We start from the raw sequence: 16976 nt of genomic DNA on the forward strand, positions 1-16976 counted from the left end.
ACCCTCCAGGCATCGCAAAGGTTTACTTCAAATTGCCACTCAAGAACTGCTGCAGGCGCTCACTCTTTGGATTGCCCAGCACATCCTCCGGGGCGCCTTCCTCCTCCACCAGGCCCTTGTGCAGGAACAGCACCTGGCTCGACACCTTGCGCGCAAAGCTCATCTCGTGGGTGACCATGATCATGGTGCGGCCTTCCTCGGCCAGGCCCTGGATCACCTTCAGCACTTCGCCCACCAACTCGGGGTCGAGGGCCGAGGTGGGTTCGTCGAACAGCATCACCTCCGGCTCCATCGCCAGCGCACGGGCGATCGCTACCCGCTGTTGCTGGCCGCCGGAGAGGAACGCCGGGTATTGATCGGCCACGCGCGCCGGCAGGCCGACTTTGTCCAGGTAGCGGCGGGCGCGGTCTTCGGCGTCCTTCTTGCTGCAACCCAGCACCCGGCGCGGGGCCATGGTGATGTTCTCCAGCACGCTCATATGGCTCCACAGGTTGAAGTGCTGGAACACCATTGCCAGCCGCGTGCGCAGGCGTTGCAGCTCAGCATCGTCGGCCACGCGCATGCCGTGGCGGTCGCTGACCATGCGGATTTGCTTGCCATCGAGGGTCATGGCGCCGTCGTTGGGGGTTTCCAGAAAGTTGATGCAGCGCAGGAAGGTGCTCTTGCCCGAGCCGCTGGCGCCGATCAGGCTGATCACGTCACCGGTCTTGGCCTTGAGCGAGACACCTTTGAGCACTTCATTGTCGCCATAGCTTTTATGCAGGCCTTCAACGGTCAGTTTGTACATGGGGCATGCATCCTCAAGGCGAAAGTAGGTAGCCGCTGCGGTAGGCCTCTGAGCCTGCGACATGGCCGATGACCATCCCCGCAGTGGCCATGCGTCGCAGCGAACGGGCGTAAAGCAGGCCGGCCTGCTGGCAGTGCACCGGCGTTACGCGGTCAGTGATGGGGTCGATGATTTCGGCAATCAGTTGCCCGGCCTCCAGGTATTCGCCCGGCAAGGCACTGAACACCAGCAAGCCGCCCACCGGCGTCGCCACAGGCTCGACGCCCGCCAGCGGCGTGGCCGGGTAGGGCAGGTCGGGCAGCGGGGCGACGTCGCCGTCGATCGCACCGAAGTGAATCAGGTAGTCGATGATCGCCTGGCAATCGAGGCGGGCCAGGCCGTGGTTGACGTCACCTTGGCCGCGCAACTCGACCGTCACCGAAAAGCTGCCCATGGGAATCGGGAAGCGTTCGCCAAAGCGTTGCTGCAACTGCCACCACACCAGGGTGAAACACTCATCGAAGGACTGTCCGCCGGAGTCAGTGGCCAGCAAATTGGCTTCTGAGCCGATATAGCGCGCCAGCGGCTCCACCCGTGGCCAGGCTTCTGGCGTGGTGTACAGGTGCGCCACGGCTTCGAAGTCGCAATGCAGGTCCAGCACCATGTCCGCATCGCAGGCCAGGCGTTGCAGTGCGAGGCGCTGGGATTGCAATTGGGTCTCGGCGTTTTGCGCGGCCAACGCGGTGGACAGCGCGGTGCGGATCAGTTCGACGTTGTGCCGCGGGTCATCGCCCAGCAAGGCCTCGACCTGGTTGCCCACGTCTTCGCTGAGATCGACGAACAGGCGATTGAAGTTCTGCCCGCTTTCCAGTTCATAACGGCCCAACGGGATATCCATCAGCACTTGTTCCAGGCCCACCGGGTTGGCGATGGGCACCAGTACGACTTCGCTGCGCAAGCGGCCGGCCGCCGCCAGCTGCCCCAGGCGCACCTTGAGGTGCCAGGCCACCAGCATGCCTGGCAGCTCGTCGGCATGCAGCGACGACTGAATGTAGATCTTGCCTTCGGCCTGCTCCGGGCCGAAATGAAAGCTGTGAATCTGCCGCGCCGTGCCGGGCACTGGCGCGATCAGCTCATGAATCTGATGACGCATGAAGGCTCCTTAGTGACTCGGCCCGAGAAACGCCAGCCAGCGGCGCTCCGCCAGACGAAACAGACCGACCAGGGCAAAGGTCACGGTCAGGTAGATCAGCGCAGCGATGCCGAAAGATTGAAAGGTCATGAAGGTGGCCGAGTTGGCGTCCCGCGCGACTTTCAGGATGTCCGGGATCGTCGCGGTAAAGGCCACTGTGGTCGAGTGCAACATCAGGATCACTTCGTTGCTGTAGTAGGGCAGCGAGCGACGCAACGCCGACGGCATGATCACATAGGCGTACAGCTTCCAGCCGCTGAGGCCGTAAGCCTTGGCCGCTTCGACTTCGCCGTGGGCCATGCTGCGGATCGCCCCGGCGAAGATCTCCGTGGTGTAGGCGCAGGTGTTGAGGGCAAAGGCCAGGACGGTGCAGTTCATTGCATCGCGAAAGAACGCATCAAGGACCGGTTGCGCGCGCACGGCGGCAATGCTGTAGATGCCGGTGTAGCAAATCAGCAGTTGGATATACAGCGGCGTGCCCCGAAACAGGTAGGTATAGAACTGCACCGGCCAGCGCACCAGCGGGTTGCGCGATACCCGGGCGATGGACAGCGGGATCGACACCAGGAAGCCGATGACCAGCGAGGCGCTGAGCAGCCACATGGTCATGGCCAGGCCGGTAATGTGCTGGCCGTCGCTGTAAAGGAAGGGGCGCCAGTATTGCTGCAAGAGTTCGATCATCGCACAGCCTCCCGTGAGCCTGCGGAGTAGCGACGTTCAAGACGACGCAGGACAAAGTTCGATGCGCTGGTGATCAGCAAGTAGATCAGCGCAGCGAGCACCAGGAAGTAAAACAGTTGATAGGTGCTCTTGCCGGCATCCTGGGCAGCCTTGACCAGGTCGGCCAGGCCGATGATCGACACCAGCGCGGTGGCCTTGAGCATCACCATCCAGTTATTACCGATACCCGGCAGGGCAAAGCGCATCATCTGCGGGAAGGTCACATAGCGGAAACGTTGCCCGCGCTTGAGGCCATAAGCCGTGGCGGCTTCCAATTGGCCGCGGGGGACGGCGAGGATCGCACCGCGAAACGTCTCGGTGAAGTAGGCACCGTAGATAAAGCCCAGGGTGATCACCCCGGCGCTGAAAGGGTCGATCTCGATGTATTCCCATTCCATGAAGTCGGTAAGACCGGTCAGCCAGGTTTGCAGGCTGTAGAAAATCAGCAGCATCAGTACCAGGTCGGGTACACCGCGAATCAGGGTGGTGTAGAGCTGGGCGGGGATGCGCAGGAAGGGCAGGCTGGAGAGTTTGGCACTGGCACCGAGCAAGCCCAGCAACACGCTGACGGCCAACGACAGCACCGATAGCTTCAGGGTCATCCAGGTGCCTTGCAGCAACAGCGGGCCGAAACCCTTCAAGCTGAATGCGCTCAGCCCGAGGGTTTGCAACAGATCTTCGAACATAAATCAGGACCTATGGCGATAAAAAAGCGCCCCTTCAACGAAGGGGCGCCCCAGGCATTATTTGCCGCTGTACAGGTTCAGATCGCCAAAGTGTTTCTTCTGGATGGTGGCGTAGGTGCCATCATCGTGTAACGCTTTGATACCTTTATCCAAAAGGGCCTTCAGTTCAGTGTTACCTTTTTTGATACCGACCGCGGTTTTCGACGGCAGCAACGGGTCATCGATGGCTGCGCTGACTTCGTAGCCCGCCCCGGCTGGTGACTTCAGGAAGCCCAGTTCGGCTTGCAGCATGTCCTGCACGGACGCGTCGAGGCGACCGGAGGTCAGGTCGGCGTAAACCTGGTCCTGATTGGCGTAGGCCTTGGTGGTTACACCGGCTTTATCCAGCACGGCCTTGGCGTAGGCTTCCTGGATGGTGCCTTGCTCGTAGCCCACGGATTTGCCTTTGAGCGACTCTGGTGTCGAGTAGCCGGCGCCTTTCTTGAAGACCAGCGAAGTCGGGCCGGAGAACAGCTCGTTGGAGAAGTCGATGGCCTTCATACGGGCCTCGGTGACAGTCATCGAGGAAATCACACCGTCGAACTTGTTGGCTTTGAGGCCCGGAATCATGCCGTCGAAATCACTTTCGACCCACTTGCACTTCACTTTCAGTTCGGCGCAGATCGCGTTGCCCAGGTCGATATCGAAGCCCACCAGGCTGCCGTCGGCAGCTTTGGACTCGAACGGCGCGTAGGAAGGATCGACACCAAAACGCAGTTCCTTGTATTCCTTGGCCAGCGCGGTACCGGCGGCCATGCACAGAGCCAGTGCAGAAAGGGTCAGCAATGCTTTTTTCATTATGTAATCCCTGGAAACCAAGATAAGCGCTTGTGGCGCGTTTAGGACTGTTACTGAACGGTGTCAGACGGATCACAAGTAGCAATTTCTGCACCATAGTTCCGAATGATCGTTTTAAAAGGTGGGAAGAGGGAGTTATAAGTATAGGAGATGCCCGAAAATGGGCATTGAAAACTGAGCGCACCATTTCGGAACATTTGCAGATCCCATTGTGGGTGGGCGCTAGCTCCCACAGGTGTTCTGCGTCAGGCCAGTAAGTCCTGCAGGGTGGCAAGGTTATCCGCCTCATCCACCGCCTTGTCCTGGCGCCAGCGCAACATCCGCGGGAACCGCACCGCTATCCCGCTCTTATGCCGCTTGGACAGGGCAATGCCTTCGAACCCCAACTCGAACACCATGCTTGGCGTTACGCTGCTGACCGGGCCGAACTTCTCCACAGTGGTCTTGCGCACGATGGCGTCGACCTTGCGCATTTCTTCATCGGTCAATCCTGAATACGCCTTGGCGAACGGTACCAAGGTACGTTCGCTGCCGGCCGGGCCGTCCCATACTGCAAAGGTGTAGTCGCTGTACAGGCTGGCGCGTCGACCATGGCCGCGCTGGGCATAGATCAACACCGCATCGACGCTGAACGGGTCGACTTTCCACTTCCACCACACGCCCATGTCCTTGGTGCGGCCTACTCCGTACAGGCCTTCGCGCGCCTTGAGCATCATGCCTTCCACCCCAAGCTGGCGGGAGGCTTCGCGTTGCTGGGCGAGGTCCTGCCAGGTGGTACCCGTCAGCAAGGGCGATGCCAGCAGCACGGGTTGGTTGCACTGGGTAATCAGCCGTTCAAGTTGGGTGCGGCGTGCCGCCTGGGGTTGGTTGCGCCAGTCGTCGCCCTGATGCTCCAGCAGGTCGTAGGCCAGGACCGCGACCGGAGCATCGTCGAGCACTTTTTTGCTCAAGGTCTTGCGGCCAATGCGCTGTTGCAGCAGCGCGAACGGTTGCACCGCGTCCTTCCACACCACGATCTCACCATCGATCACCGTGCCATCGGGCAGGCCGCTGGCCAGGCTGTGCAGTTCGGGAAAACGCTCGGTCACCAGTTCTTCACCCCGGGACCAGATCCACAGGCGGCCCTCACGCTTGACCAGTTGCGCGCGAATGCCGTCCCACTTCCATTCCACCTGCCAGTCGGCGGGCGAACCGAGCAGGGTGTCGAATTGCTCGACCGGCTGAGACAGTCCGTGGGCGAGAAAAAACGGATAGGGCTGTCCGCCCCGTTGGGCATGTTCGTCGGACGATTCGGCGGCGATCAGCTTGAGGTAGCCTTCGGCCGTCGGCCGGTTGGACAGGTCGGTGTAGCCCACCAGGCGCTGGGCCACGCGCTTGCTGTCCAGATCAGCCAGGGCGGCGAGGGCGCGGGTGACCAGCAACTTGGACACCCCCACGCGAAAGCTGCCGGTGATCAACTTGACGCACACCATCAGGCTCGGTTGATCCAGTTGCGCCCACAACGCGGGTAAGCGTTCGGCCAGGTCCTGGGGCGACAGGCCACGCAGCGGCAGGAGCTTTTCTTCGATCCACACCGCCAGGCCGTCATGGGAGGTGTAGGCCGATTCTGGCAATAACAGCGAAATCGTCTCGGCCAGGTCACCCACCGATTGGTAGCTTTCCTCAAACAGCCACGGGGCGATCCCTGAGGCTTCGGTGGCCATGTCTCGCAGCAGGCGGGTGGGTACCAATTGCCGAGGACGCCCGCCGGACAGGAAATACACCGCCCACGCGGCGTCTTCGGGCGGGGCCTGCAGGAAGTAGGCTTGTAATGCGGCAAGCTTGGCGTTGCTGGAGGTGGTGGCGTCGAGGTTGGCGTACAGCTCGGCAAAGGCTTTCATGGCGTGGTCTCTTCTTCGTCATCTCCGTATTCGGTGCTGAAGCTCTGGGCGTCCAGGCCTTTTTCCCGCAGGTGGCGCACCAGAACGCCGACGGAGCCATGGGTGACCATTACCCGTTCGGCGCCGGTTTGTTCAATGGCCCACAACAGTCCGGGCCAGTCGGCGTGGTCCGACAGCACAAAACCCCGGTCCACCCCGCGCCGCCGCCGTGTACCACGCAGGCGCATCCAACCGCTGGCGAAGGCATCGCTGTATTCGCCAAAACGGCGTATCCAGCTACTGCCGCCGGCGGAGGGCGGCGCGATGATCAGGGCTTGGCGCAGCAACGGGTCGGTCTTTTTGAAGTCGCCGGCGTAAAGGGTTTCGGGAATGTAGATACCGGCTTCGCGGTACACCCGGTTCAGCGGTTCGACTGCGCCGTGGCTGAGGATCGGACCGATGCTGGCGTCGATGCCGTGCAGGATGCGTTGGGCCTTGCCGAAGGAATAACAGAACAACACGCTGGCCTTGCCGGCCGCGATATTGGCCTGCCACCAATCATTGATGCCGGCAAAGATCTGCGCCTGGGGCTGCCAGCGGTAGATCGGCAGGCCAAAAGTGGATTCGGTGATGAAGGTGTGGCAGCGCACTGGCTCGAATGGCGCGCAGGTGCCATCGGGTTCGACTTTATAGTCGCCGGACGCCACCCAGACTTCGCCCTGGTATTCCAGGCGTACCTGGGCGGACCCAAGCACATGCCCGGCCGGGTGGAAGCTCAAGGTGACGCCGTGATGCACCAGTGGCTCGCCGTAGGCCAGGGTTTGCAGGTTGATGTCCTGGCCCAGGCGCGAGCGCAGGATGCCTTCGCCGGGACCTGCGGCGAGGTAGTGCTGGTTACCGGTTCGGGCGTGGTCGCCGTGGGCGTGGGTAATGACCGAGCGTTCCACCGGGCGCCACGGGTCGATGTAGAAATCACCGGCGGGGCAGTAGAGGCCTTCGGGCCGGGCGATGACAAGGTCCATGGGGCGTGCCGGGGGCAATGGGCTTATCAGTAGGAGGCAGGGGGCAGCGCAGAAGTTCTATCTGAATGCATGGGGGGCAAATGTGGGAGGGGGCAAGTCGCATCGTCGCACCGGCCCTCCCACATTTTGAAGCGTTTACTTGCCTGGGGTCAGGGTCAACCTGGCCTTCCCGTACACCTTATCGAAGTTCTGCGGCTGCATCGGGAAGCTCAGGTATTGCGCCTTGAGCGCGGCGTCGATGCCGTTGGCGTAGTGGGGGCTGGCGGGGTTGCCGGACTGGCCAATGCCACCCTGGCCCATCATCGGTTCCGCCTGGCCGAAATCGACGATCATGCGCAATGCCGGCACCTGGGTGGTGTTGAAATCCTGGCCCCAGCTGTACGGTGCCGGGTTCAAGGTGGTGTGGTCGCCACCGGACGCCAGTGGTCCGCGAATCACTTGGCCGCTGGTGTTTTTCCAGGTGGTGCTGTGCAGCTTGCCCCATTGCCAGGCCTTGTGATCACTACCCAACTGGCTGTTGCCGGCCGTGATCGCGGCGGCCAGGCTGCGGGCGAGGATCGCCGGTTTGTCTTCTTTTTGCGCGGTGCGCACGTCATCCCAGAACGGGCTGTCTTCGCGGCCCAGCAGGTGGTCGGCCTGGGCGGCGTAGGACAAGCTGGCGTTACTGACAAAGGCTTTCCAGCTTGCGCTGTTTTCCGGGCCGAGTTCGTCGAGGAAGATCTGTTTGCTGCTTTCCTGCAGGAACAGCTCGTAGATCGCCGCGTCGGCGGAGGTGGGGGCCAGGCGACCGTCAAAGGCCATCAGGCGATTCAGCGCTTCCCGCGCCTTGGCCTGTTCAGCGGCTGGCAATGCATCGATCGCCTGTTTCAGGGGCTGGGCCATGCCCGGTGCCTGGAACATGTTCTTGAGCTTGGCGGCGAACGTGGTGGTCTGGTCGTATTGCATGGCAATCATGCTGCGGCTGTCATGCTTGCCGGCATTGGCCAGTTGCGCCAGGCGCTCGCTGCGCTCCGGCGCATCCCACGAGTTCGACAATTGCATGCCATAGCCACGCGGCGCGGTGCGCTGGTTGGCGGTGCCGATCCAGCCCTGGGCCGGATCCTGGTCGTACGGGTGCAGCATGGCGTCGGCGTAACCGTCCCAGTCGAAGCGCGCATCCCAGCCCGGCGAGGGCAACAGGCCTTCGCCTTCGCGACGGTTGGGGAAGCGGCCAGTGACCTGCCAGCCAATGTTGCTGGCGTCGGCGAACACCATGTTCAAGGCGATGGCGCGAATCTCGCGGGTCGCGTCCGAGGCTTTGCCGGCATTTTGTGCACGGGACAGGTCGAAGAACGCGTCCAGGCTTTTGTCGTCCTTGAAGTCGGCGGTTTGCAAGGCCAGGCCAAAACCACTGGCCAGTGCCTGGCTGCTGTTAAGCAGGGCGCCGTGGCGGGTTTCGTACACCACTTCGCGAATCGAACGTTGGCCCTTGATGAAGAAGGTTTCGTTACGCACCCCAGCCGGTAGCCATTTGCCGTTGTTCTCGTAGTACAGCGCGCTGCCTTGGCGTTTGACCTTCTCCAGGAACAGGTCCTGGGTGTCGCCCTTGACGGCGCTCATGCTCCACGCGACTTTGCCGTTGAACCCCGACAACAGAGTTGGCAGACCGGCGATCGAGGCGCCGACCGCCTGGTATTTCGGGGCGCGGATCTGCACGTAGTTCCACGGCGAAGGCGCTTGCGGCTGGGCCGCGAGGTCGTTGGCCAGCAGGCTTTTACCGCTGCGGCTGCGTTGCGGGCCGATGGCCCAGTTGCTTGAAGTCGTCACCGCCAGGGAATTGAGTGTGCTCAATTGCTGGCTGACCGTGTCCAGCCCGGCCAGGCCGGTGATCTGGCTGAGGTTCACGCCCTTGAGCTTCTCCGCTTCGGCCAGGGGGATCGGTTCATCCGGTGCGCTTGGGGTGAGCCAGGCGAGTTTGTCGGCGCCGACTCTCTGGGCGAGTACCAGGGACGCCAGTTCTTCCTGCAGGTTGGTTGCCTCGCTGAAATTCAGCAGGCAGAACAACAGCGCCGAATCTTCCGGTTTCCAGTACTCGGGCTTGTAGCCGGTCTGGGCCAGGTCCGGCGGCAGCTTGTCGCGGTAGCGGAACAGGTAGGCGTTGACGCCACGGGCATACACTTCAAAGAAACGCTTGAGGCGCGGCGACGAGGCGTTATACAGCTCGCCCGCACTTTTCCTGAGGTTGACCGCGCGCATGAAGCGGTCGACATCCAGCACGTCTGCACCGGACATTTCCGCCAGGCGGCCTTGGGCCAGCAGGCGCAGCGTGACCATCTGGGTGATCCGGTCGCTGGCGTGTACATAGCCGAGGCTGAACAGTGCGTCGTGGAAGGTGTTGCTTTCAATCAGCGGCATGCCCTGGGCATTGCGGCGTATCGAAACGTTCTGCGCGAGGCCCTTGAGCGGCTGCACGCCGGCAACGGGGGGCAGGGTGTCCTGGGTGCTCTGGAGCTGGCAACCGGCCAGGCCCAAGGCACTGGCCACTGCCGCGGCAACGCCGAACCGGGGAAGAAAATGTGAGAGGGCTGGCGAGGCCATGGCAAAGCTCCTGCGGGGGGGTAGCGTCAGTAAAGGCGCTACGTTAGTGAGCGCGGCGATACGACGCAAGCGGGAGTTTGGGGAAAGCGTCAGATCTTGAGTCTGTTCAAATCAAATGTGGGAGGGGCGGTGTGACGATTCGACTTGCACCCGATGGCGGCCTCTGGGCCGACCAGGATGTTGGGGGAATGGGGACATATCCATTGCTGCGGTAACGGCGACTTAGGGTTCCGCTCTTACAGCGGGTCACTTTTGGAAAAGAGCCCGGGATGCCGGCCCAGCCAAAAGTAACCAAAAGGGCTCTTGCCCCACCACTCGGCACCTCGCCTAGGCTCGGTGTGCCCGAACACAGGCTTGAATCCGTGGGCCGCCGTCATGGGCCATCCCTGGCCCAGGACGGCTAACCCGGCGTCCTGCCGGGTTACCCACGGATTCAAGCCTGCGTTCGGCCAGCGTGGTTTAACGGGGCGCCTAAGATCAAGATCAAAAGCCAAAGCCAAAGCCAAAGCCAAAGCCAAAGCCAAAGCCAGAGCAATTGAGCATTTCGGCACTGTTATCGAGCGTTTCGGCACAGTAACCACGCTTTGCTCAACCTAGACTCGAGCTTCACTTTAGGACTCAGATGGAGTTGCGATGAAAATCAGATTAATCCTGCCTGCACTTTCCATGGCAGTGACATTCAGTGGATACGCTGCCGATTTCGTACTGACCAGCCGGGATATTGCTGACAATCGTCCGCTGACCAGTCGCGAAGTGTTCCAGGGCTTCGGGTGCGAAGGTGGCAACACGTCTCCTGAGCTTTCCTGGAAAGACGCCCCTGCGGGGACTAAAAGCTACGCGATCACTGTTTACGATCCCGATGCACCCACCGGTAGCGGTTGGTGGCATTGGACGGTGGTTAACCTGCCAGCTTCCACCCATAGCTTGCCAAGAGGTGTAGGGGTGAACTTGCCCGCAGGTGCCGTACAAGGGCGAACCGATTATGGCCAGCCGGGGTTCGGTGGCGCTTGCCCACCTGTCGGAGATAAACCCCATCGCTATCAATTCACCGTGTGGGCATTGAAAGCCGATAAGCTACCGCTCGACAACCAGGCCAGCGGAGCCTTGGTAGGTTACATGCTCAACGCCAACGTCCTGGCCAAAGCGACCATTACTTCAACGTACGGACGTTAAGAACGATGCGCCCTTGTGACGGCATACAGCACCGGGAAAACATTATCGATGCATGTGTCATACGGGCGCGACAACCCCTCACCTTGCCAAGGGTGCCGGTGTTCGTGACCACCTTGTGTCGAGTGCGACAGGGGGAAAAACTGTTGCAATGGGATGACCGGGAGATGCGCGCGGGGCCTCAGCATCTGATTCTGATGCCGGCCGGGCGCGAGCTTGGTATCTCCAACTTCCCTGGCCCTCACGGTCACTACATCGCCGATGCGGTGACCTTTCCCGTCTCGACATTACGTAACTTCAGCACCCGATATAGCCAGCAGATTATGAGCGGGCGCGGTGCACTGAAGACCGATCTATGCGTTCCTCTGGACAGGCACACAACCCAGGCATGGGAGCAGTTGTTGGCCGCCATCAATGGGAACGCCCCACAGGCGTTATGCACACATTATGGGGAAGCGGTTCTTCTGAGCCTATGCCTTGGCGGCCAGGTCGGGCCTCTGCTGATGGGGCGCAACGATCCACTGTGTGAACGTGTGCAGCAACTGGTAATGGCCAGGCCGGAGAGAGATTGGACGGTCGCGAGCATCGCACAACACATGAACCTGGGTATGTCGACATTGCGCCGCCAACTGGCGAAAGAGGGTAATAGTTTCAGGAATATTTTGGAGGGTGTTCGACTGTCGACAGCATTACAACGGTTGCAAACAACTTCTCGCCCGATCGGTGAAATTGCCGGCGCCTGCGGTTATGCCTCGGCCTCACGTTTTGCTGTGCGCTTTCGCTCACACTATGGCCTGTCACCGCGTGAATTGCGGGCGGCGATTTGAGCATTTTCCTTCCCCTGCTTCGTACAGCCCGCCAATCGAGTGAAGCGCCTGCTCAGCTTGCCGTTCCAACTGCACCGATTCGTTGCCAGGGCAATCCAAGTACCCGTGCCTGAAGTGGCAAAACTTTGTAGCAGCTTACCGTCGGCTGCTACAAAGCTTTCGTGGATACCCATGGTTATCCGGGGCAGGCCCCCACATGTGACCGGGTGGGTTTCAAGAATAATGCTCAGGACTTGGGCGGGTTGACCTTTTGCACCAGTTCGTAAGCGCGCAGGGTTGCCGGGCGTTCCTTGATACTGTTGAACCAGCGATGAACGTGTGGGAAATCTTCCAACCGCTGGCTCTGCCACTTGTGGGAAACGATCCAGGGGTAAATGGCCATGTCGGCAATGCTGTAGGCCTCACCCGCCACGAACGGACGATCCGCCAGGCGTCGATCCAGTACCCCATACAAACGCGCGGTTTCATCCACATAACGCTTGATCGCGTAGGGGAGCTTCTCCGGTGCAAATTGGCTGAAGTGATGGTTCTGGCCCGCCATCGGCCCCAACCCGCCCATTTGCCAGAACAGCCATTGCAGTACTTCCTGGCGACCGCGCAGGTCCTGGGGAATGAACTGGCCGGTTTTTTCTGCGAGGTACAGCAGTATTGCACCGGATTCAAACAGTGAAATCGGCGCGCCGCCGTCGTTCGGGTTCTGGTCGACGATGGCCGGGATGCGGTTGTTGGGAGCGATCTTCAGGAAGTCAGGCTTGAACTGGTCGCCCTGGCCGATGTTGATCGGGTGCACCTTGTAGGGCAGCCCGGCTTCTTCCAGGAACAGCGATACTTTGTGACCGTTAGGGGTGGTCCAGTAATACAGGTCGATCATGAAGCTCTCCAAATGAGCGAATGCCTGCATGTATAGGTGATGATCGACGGGTCATAATTCAATGAAACATTTACGTCTAAGGTTAGAAGCCTTTCAGGCTGCGCTGTCTGCCCACACCCGCAGTGGCGGTTGCGCGCAGCACACCATAGCCTTCGGCTGAAAGCGTGGGGGCGCCTCCATTGCCTGGGCACATGGGGGGGAGCTTGATTCGTCGGGAGACGGGGGGAGGGGGTTGCAGTGCCAGCGCAAGTCCTGGACTTGGAGCGCCGTCAAGCATGTGGGAGTTTTGCTGCCCCTCGCAGGGAGTGACTCAATAAAGCCACCAGGACAGTTGCTCCCACATTTTGGGCTACCGCGCGGCTTACGCCCCGTGGCACTTCTTGAATTTTTTCTCACTGCCGCATGGGCACGGATCGTTGCGACCAACGTCCTTCAACGCATTGCGCACTGGCTCCTGGTGAGCGTGGCCGCAGTTCGGGCCGTGGACATGGCCGTGGTCGTGATCATGATGATCGTGATCGTGGTTGCAGTCAGGACCATGGACATGGGGTTGCTGAGTCATCGATGTCGCTCCGGAATAAAATCGCCGGGTATTATCTCGCCATTGTGGGCCACCTGCACGTCATACTCGATGAATAATCCGGTTTTCAGCTCGCCGTCCAGGCGATAAGGCACGGGCTGGTCGGGTTTTTTCAGCATCTGCACCACATCGCGTATCTGCGGCCATAGGTTGGTGCGCACCGACACCTTGAAGAACGCGTGGCCGCGCGGCGGTACGGTGAGCCACTCATTGGACTCGCCCTCGGTCAGCACAAAGTCGCCCAGGGTGACCTTGTAGATCAGGCCGCGCACGGTCAGGTCTGCGTCGTCGCGGTTGTCCACGCGGAAATACAGCTTGAATTTCTGCTCAAGCAACTTGGCCCGTACCACCTCCACTTTCACCAGGGAGACGTGGGGCGGCGGCGAGTCGTCTTCAAACCAGGAGGCGCAGCCCGTCAGAGTGAGGGTCAACGCCAGCATTAAGCTGTACATCCGGTGCATGGCGCTGTCCTGTCATGGGGTTAGAGGTAGCTGGCGCAGCACTTCTTGAACTTCTGCCCGCTGCCGCACGGGCAGGCATCATTGCGCCCGGCCTTCACGTCCACGGTCGGGTCGATGAAGTACCAGCGCCCCTCATTCTGTACGAAAGAAGACTGCTCGCGGTGGCTATGTTCGCCGGTGCTGTCATGCCAGCGCGCGGTAAACGTCACAAAGGCGTGTTCCGGCTGGCCGCCGAATACCTCGGAGCTTTCGACCTCAAGGCCCAGCCAGGTGCTCTGCAAGCTCCAGGCACTGATGGCGTCGCGGTCCAGGCCGGCCTGTTGCGCAGGCAATGTGGTGCTCACCAGGTAGTCGACCAGGCCCAGCACGTAGGCGCTGTAGCGCGAGCGCATCAGGGCGCTCGCGCAGGGCGCCGGGTGGCCAGCGTGATAATGGCCGCAGCAGGCATCCAGCAGGTTACCGCTGCCGCAGGGACATATGGATGTACTCATCGGGTTACCACCAATACTTTCCGAAGTTTTCCGGGTTGGCCCAGAAGCGTGCGTTGAGCCAGTCCGGCACCTGTTTATAGTCAAGCAGATCATAGGTGAACAACGTCAGGACCTGATCAAGGCGCTGGAAGCGCTCGCCGGCCTGCAGGGCTAGGGAGAAGAAGTCGGTGTCCTTCCAGTCGCAGGCGGCCAGGTCTACCAGTACCGCAATGCGGCTGGCGTTGAGGTTGCGAATGCCGCCAAGCAAGGTCAGTCCTTGAGGTTTTGACAGGTGCTCCAGGCAGTCGACCACCAGTGCCAGGTCAAAACGCTGCGCTGCCAGTTCCGCGGGCAATGCCCCAGGCTGTGCGATGAACACCTGGGTGTCTGGGTGCGCCGCCTCAAAGGCCTCCAGTGCCGGGAATTGGCTGGAGCCCAACAGCAGCAGGCGTTTGGGCTGGTGCAGATCGAGCAAAGCGGCCAGCGCTTGCTGGGGCGTACGGGAAGAAATACCAGCGGTCATCAGAGATCCTCACATCATGACCCTAGAGACTAGCGCGGCTGAGCGTGCGGGCCTAGAGCGGGCGGTAGCAAAAAGTCCTACAAGTACGGCGATCCTCAATGAATACGGGGGCGTGGCGTAGTGGCGCAGTTGAAAAGAGCCGTCTTTACTCCACCCATCGGCCCCCGCCGATCCCTCAGGAGAAATCAGATGAGCATCATGCGGACAGTTCTACCTTTGGTTCTGCTAACCGGAGTATTGACAGGTTGCGCAGGCTTGCAAAAAACCGATTGGCCCACCTGTGCCGCTGTCGGCGGCGTGACCGGCGCGGCGATTGGCGCGACGGAAAGCTCGGCCTACGCCGGTTATGGCGCATTGCTGGTCGGCGGCATGGCCGGCGCGTATTGCTGGGTTCATGGCGACGCGGATGAAGACGGCGATGGCGTGCCGGACAGCCGTGACAAGTGCCCGGGTACTCCGAAGGGCGTGCAGGTCGACGCCAATGGCTGCCCACCTGCGCCGCCAGCGGCGGTGGTAGAGGAAGTGGTGGTGGCCAAGGAAGAAACCATCGTGATTCGCGATGTGCACTTCCAGTTCGACTCGGCCAAATTGACGGCTGCGGACAAGACCAAGCTCGACACCATCGCCACTCGCCTGAAAAAGGAGGCCCCAAGTGCCCAACTGCGGGTCAGCGGCCATACCGACAGCGTCGGCAAAGACGCCTACAACCAGAAACTCTCGGAAAAACGCGCGCGCTCGGTCACCGACTACCTGATCAGTGCCGGCGTGCCTCGCAGCAACTTTGTGTCCGTGACCGGCGCGGGTGAAAGCCACCCGGTGGCCGACAACAAAACCGCTGAAGGCCGCGCATTGAACCGCCGCGTGGAAATCCAGATCAACCGCTGACAGCCCTTGCCCCTGTGGGATTCCACAGGGGCATTGTTGGCGATCTTCGTTGAAATCGCTCCTTTCTCAAGTTTTTTGATCCTTCACTGGCAAATCGCCTGTAGAAGTCGTTACTGTGCGCCCAAAGAAAAATTTGAAAACACTCAGGAGCCCCATGATGCGTAAGGTTTTTCTGTTGGCCCTGTTGGTCAGCCCCGTTGCCCTGGCCCAGAGCGTCAGTGTTGAAACCAATTCGTTGATGCGCCTGCCTTCCAGCACCAGCGTGTTGCAACTGGAGCGCCTGGACGTGGCGGATTACGGCACCTTGCTGATCCCGGCCACGATCAGCCAGGTCACGGTGGATCAACTGCACCTGGGCCGTGAGGCGCGCATTACCATCGCGCCGGGCAACACAGGGTTGCAGTTGCAAGTGCGCCAGGCGCAGTTGGAACACGGCAGCCAGATCACCTCGCGCGGTGCCCCTGGCACCCATGAAAAACCGGCCAAGGCCGGGCGCGACCTGACCTTGCGTATCAATGCACTGGCCGCTGAAACATTGTCGGTGGATGCCCGTGGCGGCGCGGGTGCACAAGGGTATGCCGGCCTGGATGGCGCCAACGGTGAAGACCCGGGTTGTACCTGGGGTTCGGCCGGGCGGGGGGCCAATGGAGATAATGGCGGCGACGGCCTTCCCGGCGCAGCGGGAGCGCAAGTACGCCTCGAGCTGCCGCAGGACTTTCCGAGCGAGCGGATCAAGGTCTGGGTCGATGGTGGCCCGGGCGGCTTGGCCGGTACGGCGGGTAAACCTGGCAAGGGCGGGCAATCCAAAGGCTGCCTGGTGTACCGCGCTGATGGCGGCGAAAAAGGCCGCCCAGGTTTGGAAGGCCAGCCGGGGCCAGCTGGGCCTGCGGGCTCTGTGACCATCCAACGACTTTGAGTCGTCGGGTCTGACGCCCTCGGGAGCACGTCGCACCGACCTGCTCCCGAGCCAGGTTGAAGGTCGCCTCAGAACATCGGCCGCGCCGAAGCAATCGCCACCAGCAACAACCCCACGATCAAATTGATCCCCACCAACTTGCGAATCTGCCCCAGCGCCGCCGCGCCCGCCGGCCAGTCTTCAGCCGCTACCGCCGTGCGCAGTTCCGGGAACTTCAACGCCTGGATGCGGATAAACAGCGCGGTCATCACCACATACAAGCCCATCATCACCTGCACATAGCGCGGTGCGGTCTCGAACCCGCTGAAGCGCAGGTGCAGCAGGCCAACGCCGCTGATCGGCAAAACCAGCACCGCCACCCAGACCCACACGAAAAAACGTTGAAACACATTTGCCCACAACTTGAGTCGGGCAGGGCCCTCAAGGGCCGCCACAGCGGCGGGGCGCAGGATCATCCAGGCGAAAAACATGCCGCCGACCCAGATCAGGGCGGCCAATACATGCAGGGTGTAGACGAGGCTGAAGACGGTCATTGTGGTACTCCGTTCTGCGCGGGATTAATTAGCGGGGTATGATAGCGGCCGATTCGAACCACTGAAAATTTATCCAGCGTT

The 16976-nt window shown here is 61.2% G+C and carries 18 protein-coding genes; 4 read left to right on the top strand and 14 right to left on the bottom strand.

Features of this window, described 5'->3' with window-relative positions:
* Positions 1–22: 22 nt before the first annotated feature.
* From AB7933_RS08295 to AB7933_RS08330, 8 genes are all read right to left on the bottom strand, one after another.
* Complete coding sequence (locus AB7933_RS08295) at positions 23–787, bottom strand: ABC transporter ATP-binding protein (protein WP_024073853.1); 765 nt, start codon at positions 785–787, stop codon at positions 23–25.
* 13 nt (positions 788–800) lie between these two features.
* Positions 801–1919 carry a succinylglutamate desuccinylase/aspartoacylase family protein gene (locus AB7933_RS08300; RefSeq protein ID WP_024073854.1) on the bottom strand — a complete coding sequence of 373 codons (1119 nt, stop codon included), beginning with the start codon at positions 1917–1919 and terminating at the stop codon, positions 801–803.
* 9 nt (positions 1920–1928) lie between these two features.
* Complete coding sequence (locus AB7933_RS08305; RefSeq protein ID WP_024073855.1) at positions 1929–2639, bottom strand: ABC transporter permease; 711 nt, start codon at positions 2637–2639, stop codon at positions 1929–1931.
* Positions 2636–3364, bottom strand: a complete 729-nt coding sequence (locus AB7933_RS08310) for an ABC transporter permease (protein ID WP_024073856.1) — start codon at positions 3362–3364, stop codon at positions 2636–2638. The genes AB7933_RS08305 and AB7933_RS08310 overlap by 4 nt, the downstream gene beginning before the upstream one ends.
* 57 nt (positions 3365–3421) lie before the next feature.
* A complete protein-coding gene (locus AB7933_RS08315) occupies positions 3422–4201 on the bottom strand; it encodes a transporter substrate-binding domain-containing protein (RefSeq protein ID WP_024073857.1) in 780 nt (259 codons plus the stop codon).
* A gap of 245 nt (positions 4202–4446) precedes the next feature.
* Positions 4447–6081: an ATP-dependent DNA ligase gene (locus tag AB7933_RS08320; protein ID WP_024073858.1), complete on the bottom strand. Its 1635-nt coding sequence runs from the start codon at positions 6079–6081 to the stop codon at positions 4447–4449.
* Entirely contained in the window at positions 6078–7082 is a 1005-nt protein-coding gene (locus tag AB7933_RS08325; RefSeq protein ID WP_024073859.1) for a ligase-associated DNA damage response exonuclease, read from the bottom strand. Before AB7933_RS08325 ends, AB7933_RS08320 begins: the two co-directional genes overlap by 4 nt.
* 135 nt (positions 7083–7217) lie before the next feature.
* The gene (locus AB7933_RS08330; RefSeq protein ID WP_024073860.1) at positions 7218–9659 is read right to left on the bottom strand and encodes a penicillin acylase family protein; all 2442 of its coding nucleotides are present in this window, start codon (positions 9657–9659) and stop codon (positions 7218–7220) included.
* A gap of 633 nt (positions 9660–10292) precedes the next feature.
* On the opposite strand from AB7933_RS08330, the gene AB7933_RS08335 reads away from it, so the two are divergent.
* A complete protein-coding gene (locus AB7933_RS08335; RefSeq protein ID WP_024073861.1) occupies positions 10293–10832 on the top strand; it encodes a kinase inhibitor in 540 nt (179 codons plus the stop codon).
* Positions 10833–10837: 5 nt separating this feature from the next.
* On the top strand, positions 10838–11656 hold the full coding sequence (locus tag AB7933_RS08340; RefSeq protein WP_024073862.1) for a helix-turn-helix transcriptional regulator: 819 nt from the start codon (positions 10838–10840) through the stop codon (positions 11654–11656).
* A gap of 226 nt (positions 11657–11882) precedes the next feature.
* On the opposite strand, the gene AB7933_RS08345 is transcribed toward AB7933_RS08340, so the two are convergent.
* From AB7933_RS08345 to AB7933_RS08365, 5 genes are all read right to left on the bottom strand, one after another.
* Positions 11883–12527: a glutathione S-transferase N-terminal domain-containing protein gene (locus AB7933_RS08345; RefSeq protein ID WP_024073863.1), complete on the bottom strand. Its 645-nt coding sequence runs from the start codon at positions 12525–12527 to the stop codon at positions 11883–11885.
* A gap of 361 nt (positions 12528–12888) precedes the next feature.
* Positions 12889–13089, bottom strand: coding sequence for an SEC-C metal-binding domain-containing protein (locus tag AB7933_RS08350; protein WP_003189235.1), 201 nt, complete (start codon positions 13087–13089; stop codon positions 12889–12891).
* Positions 13086–13568, bottom strand: coding sequence for an LEA type 2 family protein (locus AB7933_RS08355; RefSeq protein WP_024073865.1), 483 nt, complete (start codon positions 13566–13568; stop codon positions 13086–13088). Before AB7933_RS08355 ends, AB7933_RS08350 begins: the two co-directional genes overlap by 4 nt.
* Before the next feature lie 20 nt (positions 13569–13588).
* A complete protein-coding gene (locus AB7933_RS08360) occupies positions 13589–14059 on the bottom strand; it encodes a YchJ family protein (RefSeq protein WP_024073866.1) in 471 nt (156 codons plus the stop codon).
* A gap of 4 nt (positions 14060–14063) precedes the next feature.
* Positions 14064–14561, bottom strand: coding sequence for a DUF6231 family protein (locus tag AB7933_RS08365; RefSeq protein WP_024073867.1), 498 nt, complete (start codon positions 14559–14561; stop codon positions 14064–14066).
* A 189-nt stretch (positions 14562–14750) separates the two neighbouring features.
* On the opposite strand from AB7933_RS08365, the gene AB7933_RS08370 reads away from it, so the two are divergent.
* Both AB7933_RS08370 and AB7933_RS08375 read left to right on the top strand, forming a co-directional pair.
* Complete coding sequence (locus AB7933_RS08370; protein ID WP_024073868.1) at positions 14751–15446, top strand: OmpA family protein; 696 nt, start codon at positions 14751–14753, stop codon at positions 15444–15446.
* A gap of 157 nt (positions 15447–15603) precedes the next feature.
* Entirely contained in the window at positions 15604–16362 is a 759-nt protein-coding gene (locus tag AB7933_RS08375; RefSeq protein ID WP_041160858.1) for a hypothetical protein, read from the top strand.
* A gap of 68 nt (positions 16363–16430) precedes the next feature.
* Here AB7933_RS08375 and AB7933_RS08380 read toward each other — a convergent pair whose 3' ends face one another.
* Entirely contained in the window at positions 16431–16895 is a 465-nt protein-coding gene (locus AB7933_RS08380; protein WP_024073870.1) for a CopD family protein, read from the bottom strand.
* Positions 16896–16976: the final 81 nt, after the last annotated feature.

Origin of the sequence: Pseudomonas gorinensis, from assembly GCF_042015035.1 — a bacterium.
Lineage (GTDB): Bacteria > Pseudomonadota > Gammaproteobacteria > Pseudomonadales > Pseudomonadaceae > Aquipseudomonas > Aquipseudomonas gorinensis.

Coding starts and splice junctions, on each gene's coding strand:
- AB7933_RS08295 (WP_024073853.1), bottom strand. CDS start 787: ATGTACAAACTGACCGTTGAAGGCCTGCATAAAAGCTATGGCGACAAT.
- AB7933_RS08300 (WP_024073854.1), bottom strand. CDS start 1,919: ATGCGTCATCAGATTCATGAGCTGATCGCGCCAGTGCCCGGCACGGCG.
- AB7933_RS08305 (WP_024073855.1), bottom strand. CDS start 2,639: ATGATCGAACTCTTGCAGCAATACTGGCGCCCCTTCCTTTACAGCGAC.
- AB7933_RS08310 (WP_024073856.1), bottom strand. CDS start 3,364: ATGTTCGAAGATCTGTTGCAAACCCTCGGGCTGAGCGCATTCAGCTTG.
- AB7933_RS08315 (WP_024073857.1), bottom strand. CDS start 4,201: ATGAAAAAAGCATTGCTGACCCTTTCTGCACTGGCTCTGTGCATGGCC.
- AB7933_RS08320 (WP_024073858.1), bottom strand. CDS start 6,081: ATGAAAGCCTTTGCCGAGCTGTACGCCAACCTCGACGCCACCACCTCC.
- AB7933_RS08325 (WP_024073859.1), bottom strand. CDS start 7,082: ATGGACCTTGTCATCGCCCGGCCCGAAGGCCTCTACTGCCCCGCCGGT.
- AB7933_RS08330 (WP_024073860.1), bottom strand. CDS start 9,659: ATGGCCTCGCCAGCCCTCTCACATTTTCTTCCCCGGTTCGGCGTTGCC.
- AB7933_RS08335 (WP_024073861.1), top strand. CDS start 10,293: ATGAAAATCAGATTAATCCTGCCTGCACTTTCCATGGCAGTGACATTC.
- AB7933_RS08340 (WP_024073862.1), top strand. CDS start 10,838: ATGCGCCCTTGTGACGGCATACAGCACCGGGAAAACATTATCGATGCA.
- AB7933_RS08345 (WP_024073863.1), bottom strand. CDS start 12,527: ATGATCGACCTGTATTACTGGACCACCCCTAACGGTCACAAAGTATCG.
- AB7933_RS08350 (WP_003189235.1), bottom strand. CDS start 13,089: ATGACTCAGCAACCCCATGTCCATGGTCCTGACTGCAACCACGATCAC.
- AB7933_RS08355 (WP_024073865.1), bottom strand. CDS start 13,568: ATGCACCGGATGTACAGCTTAATGCTGGCGTTGACCCTCACTCTGACG.
- AB7933_RS08360 (WP_024073866.1), bottom strand. CDS start 14,059: ATGAGTACATCCATATGTCCCTGCGGCAGCGGTAACCTGCTGGATGCC.
- AB7933_RS08365 (WP_024073867.1), bottom strand. CDS start 14,561: ATGACCGCTGGTATTTCTTCCCGTACGCCCCAGCAAGCGCTGGCCGCT.
- AB7933_RS08370 (WP_024073868.1), top strand. CDS start 14,751: ATGAGCATCATGCGGACAGTTCTACCTTTGGTTCTGCTAACCGGAGTA.
- AB7933_RS08375 (WP_041160858.1), top strand. CDS start 15,604: ATGCGTAAGGTTTTTCTGTTGGCCCTGTTGGTCAGCCCCGTTGCCCTG.
- AB7933_RS08380 (WP_024073870.1), bottom strand. CDS start 16,895: ATGACCGTCTTCAGCCTCGTCTACACCCTGCATGTATTGGCCGCCCTG.